Source organism: Streptomyces sp. NPDC048002 (assembly GCF_040653275.1).
Taxonomy (GTDB): Bacteria; Actinomycetota; Actinomycetes; order Streptomycetales; family Streptomycetaceae; genus Streptomyces.
The window spans coordinates 1-14,158 of sequence record NZ_JBEZNL010000044.1; the positions used below are offsets into that span (position 1 = coordinate 1).

Genomic DNA, 14,158 nt, shown 5'->3' on the forward strand with positions numbered 1-14,158 from the left:
GAAATCTCGCGGGACCGTCAAGCATCAGTCCGGTACAGACTGTCCAACTTCTCGTGGGACTTCACACTACGGGGAGAACGACATGGCCGTTGACAGACATGCTTGAAGGGGGGAGCACCCTGCACCCCAGGCTGTGTCCAGGGCAGTGACCTGGAAGGTTGCCGAGATGACGAGGGGCGGGGCCCTGTGTTAGGTGCCATCGGTAAGCCTGGAACTGAGCCACGGAACACCCCTGCGTCGGTGGTGAAGACGTCATTGACGTCCGCGGTGAGCTTGTCGCGGGCCGGAACACCCCCGCGTCGGCGGGGAAGACCTGTGCTTCGGCCACAGGGCCCAGCCCGGCGACGGAACCCCCGCGTCGGCGGGGAAGACGGCATGGACTGGGCGATCAGCTACGCCGACACCGGTGTCGACGGTCAGCCAATTCCCCATGTCAAACGCCAGACAATTCCCCACCCTCTCGCGTCTGGTTGCTGACGCGAGCAGTCAAGGCGGCGCTCAATCGTCCGCAGTGCCTGCACTGGCTCTCCAGGCGGCAGTGACACATCCCTCTTCCCAGTGCCACCAACCCTTCTCGTCGCCGTGTTCCAACAGCTTGCGGATCCGCTGGATGTCTGCTTCCGGCGGGATGTCCAGCGCGACCATCCGGAACTGCTCGATGCCCTCGCCCTGATAGGGATCTTTGAACTTCCCCACCCCCTGCTCTGAGCTGGGACAAACCTGCTCAGTCGATCTCCCCACCCATTGTGTGATCTTGGTCGGCGTGTCGGGATGCGGGCGGATCGTCGGGGAGAGCCTGCGAGAGCTACGAGTTCGGCCTGGGGGCCGCGATGCTCACGCAGGAGGAGGACGTGGACGCTCACGCTCTGCGTCGTCAGGGATGGACTATCTCGGCGATTGCTCGACATCTTGGCCGTGACCGAAAGACGATCCGTTCATATCTGAATGGCGAGCGTGTTCCCGGGCATCGGCAACAATCTCCGGACGCCTTGGTTCCTTTTCTTGAGTACTGTCGCCAGCGGCTGACCGACGATCCTCACCTATGGGCTTCGACGCTTTACGACGAGGTCAAGCAGCTGGGCTACGAGGGGGCTTACTCGACGTTCACCCGGGCCCTTCGAAGGCATCAGGTGCGGCCTCATTGTGAGCCCTGCAAGCGATCGTCCGGACGTGATGTCGCTGTGATTTCCCATCCTCCGGGTGAGGAGATTCAGTTCGACTGGCTGGAACTTCCAGATGCTCCGGCAGATTGGGGAGTTGGCCACCAGGCTCACCTGCTGGTCGGAGCCCTGGCGCACTCGGGCCGTTGGCGGGCTGTTCTTGCGGAGTCGGAAGACTTCCCGCATCTCGTTCAGGGCCTGGACCAGGTCATCAGAAAGTTGGGAGGCACCGCCAGGCGCTGGCGGTTCGACCGGATGGAACGTCTTGTTCGTCGGTCCTCCCGGAGTCGGCAAAACCATGCTCTCGGTCGCCCTGGGCAGAGCCGCGGTCGACGCCGGCCACCGCGTCTACTTCACCACCGCAGCCGAACTGGCCGCCAAATGCCACAAGGCAGCCCTCGAAGGCCGCTGGAAAACGTGCATGCGATTCTTCGCCGGACCCAAACTCCTGATCATCGACGAACTGGGCTACCTACCCCTGCCCGAGGACGGTGCCTCCGCGCTCTTCCAGGTGATCAATCAGAGATACCTGAAGTCGAGCACCATCCTCACGACAAATGTCGGCATCGCCGACTGGGCAGGTGCTTTCGGAGACGCCACAGTCGCCGCAGCAATGCTCGACCGCCTTCTGCACAGAGCTGCTGTCGCCGGAATCGACGGCCCGTCCTACAGACTACGAGGCCATCGGAACCAGGCCGAAGCACTGCGAGCTGGGGTGAATGCCCGTGTCTCCTGAGCAGCAACAGGCCACCGAAGAACGAAAGACCTGCCCGACCTGCGGTGAGGAATTCACCCGGGAATCCGGAAGCCGCCAGATGTTCTGCGCACCCGCCTGCCGCGCCAGCCACCAGAAAGGAGAAGTGAAACTACACGTCAGAACCTGCCCCGTCTGCGAAGGCGAGTTCACGACCCACCCCTCCGTTCGCCGCATTTACTGTTCGCCTGTCTGCCGGACACAAGCGGAAATCCAACGCGAAAGGGAACGTGACGAAGCACGTGCCGCGCGACTCGGCGAAACAGTGCCGCCCCGCACCCCTCGACCGGCATCGGCCAGGCCGCCGGCGACTCCCGAACTCCCTCCGACGGCCACTCGCAATTGCCCGCATTGCGATCAACCGGTCACCATCGTCGCTCTCTTGGCGACCCCCGAGGCCGCCCGCCCATCCATCCCGATGACGGTGCCCCCGGACGTCACTCCGCTGCGACGAGCCTGACCCTCACCACCCACCGGGGCCCGCCGACCTGACGGTCGGCGGGCCCCACGCACGCTCTCGGATCCAGGACCCCTTGGGCGGCGCGGAGCCGGTAGAGGGCGTTGACCTCCAGCAGTTGGTCGATCACCTCCCGGCAGGCGTCGCCGACCTGGGATGCCTGGCCGCGGCACCAGATCGGGGTCCGCATCTGGAACGCGATCTTCTCGGGCGGGTAGTCGTTCTTGTCGGTGCGTTTGCCCTGTTCAAGGGCGGCGTGGGTCTTGACCAGCTCGCCTTCGTGGAATACCTGCACCGTCATGGCGGTGGAGCGGACGTCGACGCGGCGTCCGATCAGCTTCCAGGGCACCGAGTAGAGGGTGCGGCCGACCTTGATGTGGATGTCCGGGCCGACCGTCGCCTTCGACCACCTGGCCAGTACGAACGGCTCGGCCGGCAGCGGAAGCAGGGCCTCGGCCTCCACCGCTTCGAACACCGACAGCGGCTTCGCGCCGTCCAGCGGGCGGCACTGCCGCTGACCTGCCACGTTCATCGCCCAGGTCAGGGCCTCGGCCTGCATGTGCTCCAGTGAGGTGAACGTCCGCCCGCTCCAGAACGAGTCTCGGACATAGGGCATGGGCCGCTCGACCCGCGGTTTGTCCTTTGGCTTCGCAGCACGGGCCGGGTCCACCAACGTGCCGTAGTAGGTAGCGAGTTCGGCGTACGACTTGTTGATCTGCGGGTCGTAGAGGTCCGGTTTGTCGACCCCGGTCTTGAGGTTGTCCGGCACCAGGCGCTGCGGGACGCCGCCGAAGAAGCGGAACGCTTCCGCGTGCGCTTCGGTCCAGGCGTGCTGGTCCATGTGCGCCACCGGGCGGACGAACATGTGCCGCGAGGCGGGCAGCACCATTACGAACGCCCAGATCCGGTGGCGTTTCCCGGTGGCCGGGTTGATCCACTGCCCCAGGAAGCCGTAGTCGATCTGGGCCTCCGAGCCCGGCTCGACGTTCTCCCGCAGCACCGTGACCTTCGAGCGGGCCGCCTCCTCAGGCAGGTTCTCATGCACCCAGCGGCGGAACGTCGACAGCGACACCTTCAACTTGCCCTCGTCCCAGAGGCGTTGATGGATCGTGGTGACCGTCGTGGTCTCCAGCAGGCCCTTGACGTAGTCCCGGTGCGCCTCGATTTCTGCCCACCGCACCTGGTTCAGCCTCCGGCTGGCCAGCTCCGGGAACCAGCTCTTGAGCAGCTTGGCCCAGTCCACCTCACTCATCGGCGGCCCTCCCGGAGTGATCCCGGCCGCCTCCGCCGGCGCCAGGTACTTCCTGATCGTCTTGCGGTCCACCCCCAACGAGGCGGACACCTGGCTCTTGGACCGGCCCGCGTACCAGTGCACGTAGATCTCGACGATGTCGACCACAGTGAATGTTCTCCTTGCCATCCGGTGCGTCCGTCGGCCTCTCGGCTCGCAGATCGAGGGACCTCGACGGCTCCGAGAGGCCAGGACCCTCAACCCGGGCACCGGCATGCCCATGGGGAACCCGACCGATTCGCAAGGAAGATCTAAAAACTTCTCAAACCACCCGAAACAGGGAATATCATGCTAGTTCGAGCGTGTTCAGCGGCACCATCGACGGTCAGCGTCCCCATGGGGAGTCGTGCCCACAGGGGTGGGGAATTGGCTGACGCCGATCACGCAGATGGTGGGGAATTGTTTGACCGTCGACACTCATCGCCGCCATGACCCACAGCGGCCAGGTCCTCGCCCAACGACAGATCGACAGGAAAAGCAACGAGATCCCGGCTTTCGTCCCGCTCCTGGACGGCATCGACCTGACCGGTGCCGTGATCACCGCCGACGCCCTGCACACCCAGCGCGATCACGCCTCCTACCTGTACGAACGCGGGGCTCACTATCTGGCCGTCATCAAGCGGAACCACCCCGGACTGCACGAGCGGGTCCGCCGCCTTCCCTGGAGCGACATCCGCCTCGACCACGTCGACCGCACCCGGGCTCACCACCGCGACGAGATCCGCCGCCTGAAGACCGCCGCCTTCGCCCACATCGACTATCCCCACGCACGCCAGGCACTCCAAGTCGTGCGCTGGAGACGGGACATGGGCACAGGCAAGCTGACGATCGAACGGATCTACCTGGTCACGAGCCTGCCGCCCGGCGCGGCCGACGGCCAAGAACTCGCGGCCTGGATCCGCGGCCACTGGCGCATCGAAAACCAGCTGCACCACGTCCGCGACCGCACCTTCCACGAGGACGCCTCGCACATCCGCACCCGCCACCTACCCCGCGTCATGGCCGGCCTGCGCAACCTCGCCATCGGCGTCCACCGCCAGGACGGCCACACCAACATCGCAGCCGCCCTCCGCCACACCTCCCGAAACCACCTGCGGCCCCTCACCGCCCTCGGCCTGGCATGACGAACCCGGACACAAGATCACTTCTCAAAGACCCTGCCAGCACCACATCCGCGACCGCACCGTCGCCGAAGACGCCTCCACCGTCCACGCCAGCAACGCACCCCGCGTCATGGCCACCCTCCGCAACCTCGCGATCGGAGCCCTCAGGACCCTCGGAGCGACCAACATCGCGAAGACCACCCGCACCATCCGCGACCAACCCGAACGAGCCCTCCCCATCCTGGGCATCACCTACAAGCCCGACCTCAACGGAACTTGATCAAGCCCTGGCAGCCGGGGGCAAGCGCACGCAGGAGACCAACCGCCCAGGCGGCGAGAGGTTCGGGACAGCCGCCGTAAAGGGTGTCGGCAGCCCGGTCGGGGTGCAGGCTGGTCGAGCCGTCGGGCTCAGGCTTGATCGCGTCCTGGAGCTGCGGGGACGCGCCACCCAGACCGGCCGCGCTCTCGCCGCCATCTGGCACGAAGGCCGCCAGATAGACCAGGTGCCCCACCCCGCGCACCCCGGTGATAACTGACCCTCCGTAAGAGTGACCGACCACAGTGGGAGGCTCAGGTAGCGAGTCGATGACAGCCTGGACTGCGGCTGTGTCAGCCGACAATGAGCCCCGGTGAAGCTCGGGAACGAGGACCTCGGTTCCTGCGGTCCGTAGGCGTTCTGCCACCAGGGCGAAATGTTCGGGACGGTGATACAGGCCATGAACGAGCACCACGGCGGCCAATGCGCGCGCCTCCTCGGGGTCGGTGTCAGACGAGTGATTCAGGGCCGGTCAGCCGTATCGTTGCAGCAGTCCGTCCACGTATGCCTCCAGCCGTTCTCCCAGCACCCCGGACGTCAGATCGTCCCGTCCCAGGTCACGCCACGGCCCGGCCAGCTTCGCCGCGTCGGGGCAGTAGTGCAGGGCGTCGAGCAGCCGCCAGTACAGGTGGCCGGCGTCGTCGGCGAGGTCGCGGCCGCCGTGTGCCTCGTACCGCTCGCCGAAGTCCAGCCCGTACGCCGGCCCGTGCAGCAGCGCGAGTGCGGTCGAGCAGTGCGCCACGTCCAGGTCGGCGGGTCCCCACGAGGTCTCGACCCAGTCCACGACACCGCTGATCCGCAGCCCCGGCCCCGCTCCCGTGAAGAGCACGTTCCCGGGGTGGAAGTCGCGGTGCAGGAAGCAGCCGTCGTACGGCGGTGGGTCGCGGCGGATCACATCCACGGCCCGCTCCCACAGGGGGCCGTCCGGGGTGCGGACGCGTTCCGGGGTGGTCCACGCCTGGTATGTGCGCGGTCTTTCGGTCGGTACGACGTCGTGGATGCGGACGAGCTGGTCCGCGAGCAGGTCAAGGCGCCGGTCGAGGTCGTCCTCGTCCACGCGGACGCGGCCCGGCAGCGCGGACATCACCAGGGTCGGGTGGTCGCAGTGTTCGGCCGTGGCGTCCACGGCGACGAGACCGGGCGCCGGGATGCCTTTCTGCCCGGCGAGCAGCCCCAGGACGGACGCCTCACGGGCGAGCAGTCCGGACCCGTGGTAGCGGAAGAAGGGCTTCACGAAGGTGCGTTGCACCAGGGCCGTGCCGTCGTCGAGCGTGAGCCGCCGCATCTGGGAGCTATAGCCGCCGGACAGCAGGTGGGAGTCAACGATGGTGCGGCCGTGGCCGAGCTGCTTGGCCACCCACCCACGCGTCGCCGTCCAGCCACGGTCGTTGAGGCCGCTCAGCACCGCCTCAACGAACTGCCTCCGGTCGTCGCCGTGCTCGCGGAACCAAAGCCCCAGCTGGTGATGGGCGTCCGGTAGGTCGAACCGCGTGTACTGGGCGCGCGCGGCCAGCGCGTCCTGTACTGCCTCGGTCACCGCGGGTGGGATCACCGCGTCTGTGCCCGGCACGGCGAGCACCGCCCGGCCCTCGTACGCCCGCAGCACCTCAAGCGCGGGCGCTTCCCGCCAGCTGTCCGGCCGCCGGATGATCCCGCTGAACCGACCGTTCCCGTCCCCGAAGGGCACGTCCCATGCTTCGGCCGTGTACACGGCGGGTGCACACAGCCCCAGGGCGGTCACCCGATCCCCATAGTGCCGGACAAGATCCGCCACCGTCTGCCCACTCATGCTGAATCCCACCAGGACCAGCGGCCCGTGTGCTGGTGCGTATGCGTCGATCACCGCGACGGCCTGCTCGAACCGTCGCCGCAGGCTTAACTCGCTCAGGTTGCCGGTGCTTTCGCCGTGTCCGGAGAAGTCGAAGGCGATTCCTCGGCAGCCGTGGGCCACGAGCTCCCGAACCAGCGGCAGTAGTCGCTCCGTGTTGCTGGTACCTGCGCCATGCAGCACGACGGCGGTGCCCCCGGCGGGATCACCTCCATACACACCGCTGAGTCGTTCGTCGTCGTGGTCGTGTGTGAAGTCGAAGAGCATGTCCCCTATTCACTCACGTGGTGGCCCCCGTTCTTCGAGAGTGTCGCTGCAAGCATCCGACCCTGGGCTCTGCTCTTCGAAGGGCGGCTGAGTTCGGCGGCGTACTGCGCGCGGGGGCGCCCGCGGCGGCGGCCCAGCCGGTGGCCGTTCCAACGGAGATGCCGATGACCTCGCTGAGGACGGCGAGGGGCATCTACGCTGCGAGGTTGCGTCTGCGCCGGGAGGGCAGGTCGTAGGAGGCGAAGGCGTGTGCGCAGTTGGTGGGGGCTGCGGTGGAGGTGGACCTCGCGCAACGGGTCGATGAGGTCAGGGAACCGCTCTTCCCGGCGGGCCTGGGCAAGACGCGCCGATAGACGCCGGTACGTTGGCGCAGTGTGCGGGACCAGGCGCGCCGAGACGAGCCTGTAGTGCGCCTGGCGGAGAGTGCAGCCGCCGACTTCGTCGTGGCTGGCGACGATATCTGCGGCGCGGTTCACGATGTGCGCCCACTGCAGTCTGGTCACACCGGTACATACCCCTTGGTCAGGCCCGGCCATGACGGTGACGATGTTCCGAGTGTCATCAGCGCGAGTCCTCCCGGTGCCAGTTGGTCGACCAGGGTCTGCGGCACGTGGCGGACGGCGAAGGAGAGGATGATCCTGTCGTACGGGCCGGCGGCGGCGCACCCGGTGGTGCCATCGCGGGTCACCACAGCCGGCTGGTAGCCGAGGGCGGACAGCCGTTCGCGGGCGGCCGCGGTGAGGTGCGGGTCGATGCCGAGGGTGACGACGCCTTTGTTGCCGCACACGAAGCAGGCCGCGGACGCAGTCACCCCGGCGCCGGTCCCCACATCCAGCACCCGCTGGCCGGGCCGCAGGTCCAGTTGCTGCAGCAGGTCTGCGGTCAGGGTCATCGTGCTTGACATGGCGGTCATCAGGCCCCCGCTGTGAAGGCGCTCCAGTAGTTCCTCCCGGTCGGCTGGACGGGAGAAGTCCAGCAGCTCCCAGTGCGGCGGCATCTCGTCTGGGGCGCTGCGCCGCACGTATGCCTGGGGCATCAGGATTTGGCGGGGGAGCGCGAGCAGGGCCTCACGCACCGGTCCGGGGCCGAGCTCTCCGCTCTCCTCGAGCCGGGCGACCATCGCCGCCCGCCCGGCCGTCGCTGCGCAGGGTTCGCCTACGGCTTGCGGTGGAAAGCGGGGCGCGGCGGGCTCAGGGGGGTGGGGCAGCACGGTGCACTCCTGAGGGTCGGGGGGTGCGGCAGCGGGCGTCGTCGCTGGCTTCGGTACCTCGGTCATGGCGGATTGCCTCCGTGTGAGGGGTCGTGCCGTGCGTTGTCCGTGCGCGCTGGAGTGCGCACGGGCGGATGCGATGTTCGGGATGCGGGCGGTGAGGGCACAGCGGCGGCGGGTGGGTCCGGCATCTGCGACAGGGCGCGGATGGGGGAGCGGGCGAGGACGATGAGTGGGACGAACAGCAGGAGGGTGCCCGTGGTCAGGGCGGGCCGGACACCGATCCATGTGCCCAGTGCGCCGGCGAGGAGCGCGGCGACGGGCCGGGCGCCGGACGTCAGCCAGGTGCTCACCGCTTGCATCCGTGCCTGCATTGCGGCCGTGGTGACGATCTGGCGGATGGATCGCTGGGTGGTGCCCGCAGCACTGGCGCAGGCGAGCTGCAGGAAGAGTGCCGTTGCGATGGTGATCTGCCAGGCAAGGCCGGGGGAGGCGAGCAGCAGCGGGAGCTGGGTCAGCGGGGTGATGGCGAGGGCGGTCAGTATCATCGGTCCCGGGCCGTGCTGGCGGGCTAACGCCGGTGCGGTGAGCGCTCCGGCGGCCGCGCCCAGTGCGCCGAGGCCCAGCACCACCCCGAAGACGGTCGCGCTCATGGAAAGGGACCTCAGCAGGTTTGTTTCGGCAAAGACTGTGTCCCCCGCAGGTCGTGTCGCTTTACACCAGGGCTGAGCTTCTGGTGCGTGTCGCGTTACGGCATGCCATAGTGTCCCTTTCCCAGCTGCTGCCAGTGGCGGACATCACGTCTCGCCGAACTCGGGGGCCAGAGAAGACTCTACGGGCGGAAGGCGCCCGAGCGGATGGACTCACTGCTGTCTACCGGAGCGGCCTGCCGTATGTAACCGACCCCGGACGCCACAGGAGCTTCCGCACCCAAGCCTGCCCGTGTACAGGCCGTTTGGGCTTCGTAGCCGCCTGCTGCCGCTTACTGTGAGCCAGGGGCATATACCTGATCATCTCGGATACGGAAGGACGACGGCAGCAGGTGGAGCACGAGGGGGAAGCCGGTGCGGCGCGTGACGGCGAGGTTCGCCGTCTCATCGGTAGGGAGCAGGAGTGGGGCAAGCTGACACGCCTCGTACGGCGTGCCCGTGGCGGCGCCCTGGACGCGGAAGGGCCGCAAGCCCTTCTCGTGACGGGTGCGCCCGGGTTGGGCAAGAGCCTTCTGCTCGATTCGGCCGCCGAACACGCGGCAGGGGCGGGCGTCCGTGTGCTGCGCTGTCGCGGCAGCGAGGGCGAGTCCGGACTGTCCTATGCCGGGCTGCATCAGCTGCTGCGCCCGATCCTGACGCTTGCCTCGTTGCTCCCGGTACGTCAACGGGCCGCCTTGTTGGGGACATTCGGTCTTGACGTGGCGTACGACGCCTCGGCTTCGCCGGGTGGTGCCGAACTACCGCAGGATCCGCTGGTCGCCGCGCTCGGCGTCCTGAGCCTGTTCTCCGAAGCCGCGGCCGAGCAACCGCTGCTGATCGTCGTCGACGATGCACATTGGCTGGATGTTGGCACGCTGGACGTGCTGGCCTTCGTCGCGCGGCGGTTGGAGGGGGAGCCCGTTGCAGTCCTGGCCGCCGCGCGGGACGAGAGGCTGCCCCCGCAGTTCCTGCGCGAGATGGCACGGCTGGCGGTCGAGCCCCTCGACCGTGCGGCCTCCGGAGCGTTGCTCGATCTGCAGCCGCAGGCACCGATCGGCCGGGTCCGCTCGCGCATTCTCGAACTCGCAGCGGGCAATCCGCTGGCCCTCGTCGAACTGTGCCGGGCCGCCGCCCGCGACCCGGAGTCCGCCCGGCGCAGTGGGGAGCAGTCTCTCCCCCTGACCGACCGGCTGGAAGCGATCTTCGCCCTCGACCTGCCCGTGCTTCCCGAAGCCACGAAAAGCCTGCTGCTGGTGGCCGCGGCGGCCGGAACCGCCGAGCTGTCCACGGTCGAGGAGGCGGCCGCCGCGCTCTCCGCGACTGCCGACGACTGGGGTGCGGCGGAACGCGCAGGACTCGTGCGCATCACTGACGGGCAGATCCGCTTCCGGCACCCACTGGTCCGGTCGGCCGTGTACCAGGCTGCCTCCTCCGGTGAGCGCCGGGCCGCCCACCAGGCGCTCGCGCAGGTGCTGGCGGGGGATCCCGATCGCCGTGCCTGGCACCACGCGGCGGCCGCGACCGGTGTGGACGAGCCCGTCGCCCAAGAGCTGGAGGCCAGTGCCGAGCGGGCCCAGCGCCGCGGCGGATACGCGGCCGCCGCCACCGCGCTGGAACGCGCCGCCCAGCTCAGCCCCGAGCCGGGGCAGCAGGCCGTGCGCCTGGTCCGGGCGGCGGCCATGGCCATGTATGCGGGCCATCCCCATTGGGTGGGTGACATCTGCGCCCGGGCGCTGGCGGCGACCGACGATCCGGCCCTGCTCGCGGAGGCATCGCTCAGAGCGGGCTGGGCGCTGGCGGTGACCACGCGCTTCGCGGACTCACTCGGCTTCCTGCTGCCCGTCGCGCAGGCCAGTACCGAGAAGAACCCGGTTCTGGCACTCGACGCACTGGCCACCGCTACGACCCCCGCCTACAACTCGGGCGAGCGTGCGCATCGCGACGAGGTGCTGCGCATCGCCTCGCTGGTCTCCCCGCAGCGGGACGAGACGGACCGTATGTGGATCCTGGCCGGCTGCGATCCCCAGGGACAGCGTGCCCGGGTCCGCCGCGAGCTCGACGGAATCTGGGGCGGTCCGGTGCCGTGCCCGGAGGACGGGCTGGCGCGCGATCTGCAACTGTCGCGTCTGGTGAACGCGGGGGCCGCGGCCTGGGTTCTGGACGAGACGAGTACGGCCGTGCGACTGCTGTCGGCCGCTCTCGACCACCTGCGCCGCTCGCCCACCGCCGGCGCGAACGCCACCGTCGCCCAGGCCCTGGCCTATGCCCAGTACGAGAGCGGAGCCTGGACCGAGGCGCTGGCCACCGTGGACGAGGCGTACCGCACCGCTGCCGAGGCCGGGTTGGAGAACGTGGTCGCGGCGGCTCCTGTGCTGGGCGCCACGCTGGCGGCCCTGCGCGGCGAGGGTAACGCGGTGCGGGTCGCCGTCCGGCGGGCCGTCGAGGGCGTGGATCTGACGACATGTCTGTCCTTGCAGGTGCGGATGAACTACGCGCTGGGCGCGGCCGGACTCGCCGACGGTGACTTCGGCGCCGCGTACCGGCACCTGCGCGCCACCTTCACCCCAGGGCGGAGTCCCGAGCCGGTTCACTACCACGCTTCCCTGCACTATCTCGCCGACCTGGCCGCGGCGGCCGTACGCGCCGGGCAGATCGAAGACGCCCGGGCTGTCCTGGAGTCGGTTCGGCGGTGGGCGGCCGGCGGGGAACGCTCGCCACGCCTGGAGACGATCTGGCACCGGGCATCGGCCCTGCTCGCCGATCCGGCCCGCCCGGACGACGCGGAGGCGCATTTTCGTGCGGCGCTTGCCGATCCGGCGGGCGATCAGTGGCCCTTCGAGCGGGCCCAGGCCCGGCTCGACTATGCCGAATGGCTGCGGCGCAGGCGGCGGTCCATCGAGGCCCGGCCGCTGCTTGCGGCGGCCGGGGAGGTGTTCGAGCGGCTCGGGGCGCGGCCGTGGGCCGACCGTGCCCTGGCCGAACTGCGGGCGTCGGGTGTGGCCACGACGCCCCAGTCGGCCCGTGACGCGGTGCTCGCGGAGCTCACTCCCCAGCAGCTGCAGATTGCCCGGCTGGCGGCCGAGGGGCTCACCAACCGGGAGATCGGTGAACGGGTCTTCCTGTCCCCGCGCACGGTCGGTTTCCACCTGTACCGGATCTTTCCCAAGCTGGGGATCACGGCCCGGGGACAGCTGCGCGACGTGCTGCCGCCGGACTCCGCCGATTGAGAAGGGTCAGGGAGCGGTGGGCCGCACCATCTTGCCCACCGCCAGGACGATCTTTCCGTGGGTATGCCGCTCGGCGAGCCTGGTGTAGGCCGCGCGGACGTCCTCCAGCGCATAGACCGCGTTGATCGGGAAGGCGATCTCGCCCGTCGCCGCCAGCCGCGCCAAGTACTCCCAGACGCTGGGGAAGTCGGCCTCGGCCTGTCCGACGGCGCGGACACCGTGGCGGGTGACGGCCGCCCCGTCGGCGAGAGTGTTGATCCGGGACGGTGCTACGCCCAGGGTGAGAGCCGCGGCCACGTTGCCCCGGCCGATGTGGTCGAGGTAGGCGGTCACGGGCTTCGAGGTTGCTGCGCGGATGCGGTCGGCGAGCCCGTCGCCGTACTCGACGGGGACGGCGCCGAGTGACGTGAGGAAGTCGAAACTGTTCCGGCTCCCGGTGGCCAGGACGGTTGCGCCGCGGCGGCGGGCGAGTTGGACGGCGATCGAGCCGACGCCTCCGGCACCGGCGGACACGACCAGGGTCTCGGTCTGCGACAGGTCGAGTGCTTCGACTTCCGCGTACGCCGTGGCGCCGACGCCGGGGATGACCGCGGCCGGTGCCCAGTCCAGTTCGGGGGGTTTACGGGCCAGCCGCTCCGGCTTCGTGCGGACGAACTCCGCCTGCGCGGCGCGCGGTGCGAAGCCCATCACCTGATCTCCCGGCCGGAACCCGTTCACCTCGGCGCCGACCGCGTGGATGACGCCGGCGTAGTCGTTTCCCTGCCCCTCGGGGAACTGGGCGGGCCACAGATCGGCGAAGACGCCCTCGCGGATGCCGATTTCACCGGGGTTTATCGCAGCCGTCTCGACGGCCACCACCACTTCCCCGCGCCCGGGTACGGGTTCGTCGACCTCGACGACGTCCAGCACGTCCGGCCCGCCGTACCGGCTGAACCGCACCGCCTTTCCCATCAGGATCGCCTCTCCACAACCTCGAACGCGACCACCGGGATCACCCGGTCGATGTGCTTTTGGTACTCGGCGTAGCCCGGCTGCTGCGCCACGACCTGGGTGAACAGCCGGTGCCGTTCGTCGCCTTCGGTGATGGTGGCGCGGGCGGTGAGGGTCTCGGTGCCGATCTCCAGGGTGGCGAGGGGGTTGGCGCGCACGTTGTGGAACCAGGCCGGGTGCTTGGCACGCCCGAAGTTGGAGGCGATGAGCAGAATTCGCTCCCCGTCGCGGAAGTAGGTGATGGGGGTGGTGGTGTCCTTGCCCGATTTGGCGCCGGTGGTGGTCAGCAAAGCCAGGTCGGCGCCTTTGAAGACGCCGCCGACCTGGCCGCCGTTCGCCCGGAACTCCGCCTGGATTCCCAGGTTCCAGGCGCGCAGCTCCTCGGGGGCGGCGGTGCCGCTGGGGACGGCGTCGCTGGCCCTGGGGGTGCGGACCGGGGGCGGGCCGACCACCTTCAGGCCGTACTCGCCCGCGGTGGTGATGGCGGCATCGAGGTCGAAGGGCGGAGGCAGTTCGGCGGCCGTGGCGACCGGGGTGCCGTTGCGGGTGAACCACTCCTCGATCCCGGCCGGGGCGAAGGTGACGAGCATGCGGGAGGTGGGGCTGCGCACCACGTAGCTGTGCGGGACGCCGCGCGGCCCGAAGGCGACCTCGCCCGCGCTCAGGTCGTACTGCTCATCGCCGACGAAGAAGGTGATCTCGCCGTCGAGGACGGCCCAGAGTTCGTCCTCATGCGTGTGCACGTGCAGCGGGGGCGACTGATGCTCCGCGTCGTGGAACTCCAGCTGCGCCGCCCGGCCCTCAGTGGCGTGGCCTGCGAGTTTCACGTCGACGGTACCGCCCAGGAACCAGAAACGTCCCGTCAC

General features: G+C 69.0%; 11 protein-coding genes and 1 pseudogene. 4 read left to right on the top strand and 8 right to left on the bottom strand.

Annotation, left to right across the window (positions count from 1 at the left end; genetic code table 11):
* Nucleotides 1-498 precede the first annotated feature (498 nt).
* Complete coding sequence (locus AB0E07_RS34025) at nt 499-696, bottom strand: DUF4265 domain-containing protein (RefSeq protein ID WP_362260761.1); 198 nt, start codon at nt 694-696, stop codon at nt 499-501.
* A gap of 540 nt (nt 697-1,236) precedes the next feature.
* Here AB0E07_RS34025 and AB0E07_RS34030 point away from each other — a divergent pair.
* Nucleotides 1,237-1,896, top strand: a complete 660-nt coding sequence (locus AB0E07_RS34030) for an ATP-binding protein (RefSeq protein WP_362260853.1) — start codon at nt 1,237-1,239, stop codon at nt 1,894-1,896.
* Nucleotides 1,897-2,351: 455 nt separating this feature from the next.
* On the opposite strand, the gene istA is transcribed toward AB0E07_RS34030, so the two are convergent.
* Nucleotides 2,352-3,770, bottom strand: coding sequence for an IS21 family transposase (gene istA / locus AB0E07_RS34035; RefSeq protein ID WP_362260763.1), 1,419 nt, complete (start codon nt 3,768-3,770; stop codon nt 2,352-2,354).
* A 320-nt stretch (nt 3,771-4,090) separates the two neighbouring features.
* Between istA and AB0E07_RS34040 the strand changes: the two genes are divergently transcribed.
* Both AB0E07_RS34040 and AB0E07_RS34045 read left to right on the top strand, forming a co-directional pair.
* Nucleotides 4,091-4,786 carry an ISAs1 family transposase gene (locus tag AB0E07_RS34040; RefSeq protein ID WP_362260765.1) on the top strand — a complete coding sequence of 232 codons (696 nt, stop codon included), beginning with the start codon at nt 4,091-4,093 and terminating at the stop codon, nt 4,784-4,786.
* 109 nt (nt 4,787-4,895) lie between these two features.
* The gene (locus AB0E07_RS34045; protein WP_362260767.1) at nt 4,896-5,045 is read left to right on the top strand and encodes a hypothetical protein; all 150 of its coding nucleotides are present in this window, start codon (nt 4,896-4,898) and stop codon (nt 5,043-5,045) included.
* Nucleotides 5,046-5,055: 10 nt separating this feature from the next.
* Here the strand turns inward: AB0E07_RS34045 and AB0E07_RS34050 are convergent.
* From AB0E07_RS34050 to AB0E07_RS34065, 4 genes and pseudogenes are all read right to left on the bottom strand, one after another.
* Nucleotides 5,056-5,505 (bottom strand): annotated as a pseudogene (locus AB0E07_RS34050) (alpha/beta hydrolase); the annotation flags it as partial.
* Between the two features lie 48 nt (nt 5,506-5,553).
* Complete coding sequence (locus AB0E07_RS34055) at nt 5,554-7,176, bottom strand: alpha/beta fold hydrolase (protein WP_362260769.1); 1,623 nt, start codon at nt 7,174-7,176, stop codon at nt 5,554-5,556.
* A gap of 499 nt (nt 7,177-7,675) precedes the next feature.
* Nucleotides 7,676-8,296, bottom strand: coding sequence for a methyltransferase domain-containing protein (locus tag AB0E07_RS34060; RefSeq protein ID WP_362260771.1), 621 nt, complete (start codon nt 8,294-8,296; stop codon nt 7,676-7,678).
* A 152-nt stretch (nt 8,297-8,448) separates the two neighbouring features.
* The gene (locus AB0E07_RS34065; RefSeq protein WP_362260773.1) at nt 8,449-9,039 is read right to left on the bottom strand and encodes a hypothetical protein; all 591 of its coding nucleotides are present in this window, start codon (nt 9,037-9,039) and stop codon (nt 8,449-8,451) included.
* Between the two features lie 389 nt (nt 9,040-9,428).
* On the opposite strand from AB0E07_RS34065, the gene AB0E07_RS34070 reads away from it, so the two are divergent.
* Nucleotides 9,429-12,302 (top strand): AAA family ATPase, encoded by a 2,874-nt coding sequence (locus tag AB0E07_RS34070; protein WP_362260774.1) that lies wholly within the window; start codon nt 9,429-9,431, stop codon nt 12,300-12,302.
* Nucleotides 12,303-12,308: 6 nt separating this feature from the next.
* Here the strand turns inward: AB0E07_RS34070 and AB0E07_RS34075 are convergent, their stop codons facing one another.
* Nucleotides 12,309-13,253, bottom strand: a complete 945-nt coding sequence (locus AB0E07_RS34075; RefSeq protein WP_362260776.1) for an NADP-dependent oxidoreductase — start codon at nt 13,251-13,253, stop codon at nt 12,309-12,311.
* A complete protein-coding gene (locus tag AB0E07_RS34080; protein ID WP_362260778.1) occupies nt 13,253-14,158 on the bottom strand; it encodes a nitroreductase/quinone reductase family protein in 906 nt (301 codons plus the stop codon). The genes AB0E07_RS34075 and AB0E07_RS34080 overlap by 1 nt, the downstream gene beginning before the upstream one ends.

Coding starts and splice junctions, on each gene's coding strand:
- AB0E07_RS34040 (WP_362260765.1), top strand. CDS start 4,091: ATGACCCACAGCGGCCAGGTCCTCGCCCAACGACAGATCGACAGGAAA.
- AB0E07_RS34060 (WP_362260771.1), bottom strand. CDS start 8,296: ATGGTCGCCCGGCTCGAGGAGAGCGGAGAGCTCGGCCCCGGACCGGTG.
- AB0E07_RS34065 (WP_362260773.1), bottom strand. CDS start 9,039: ATGAGCGCGACCGTCTTCGGGGTGGTGCTGGGCCTCGGCGCACTGGGC.
- AB0E07_RS34030 (WP_362260853.1), top strand. CDS start 1,237: ATGCTCCGGCAGATTGGGGAGTTGGCCACCAGGCTCACCTGCTGGTCG.
- AB0E07_RS34045 (WP_362260767.1), top strand. CDS start 4,896: ATGGCCACCCTCCGCAACCTCGCGATCGGAGCCCTCAGGACCCTCGGA.
- AB0E07_RS34055 (WP_362260769.1), bottom strand. CDS start 7,176: ATGCTCTTCGACTTCACACACGACCACGACGACGAACGACTCAGCGGT.
- AB0E07_RS34075 (WP_362260776.1), bottom strand. CDS start 13,253: ATGGGAAAGGCGGTGCGGTTCAGCCGGTACGGCGGGCCGGACGTGCTG.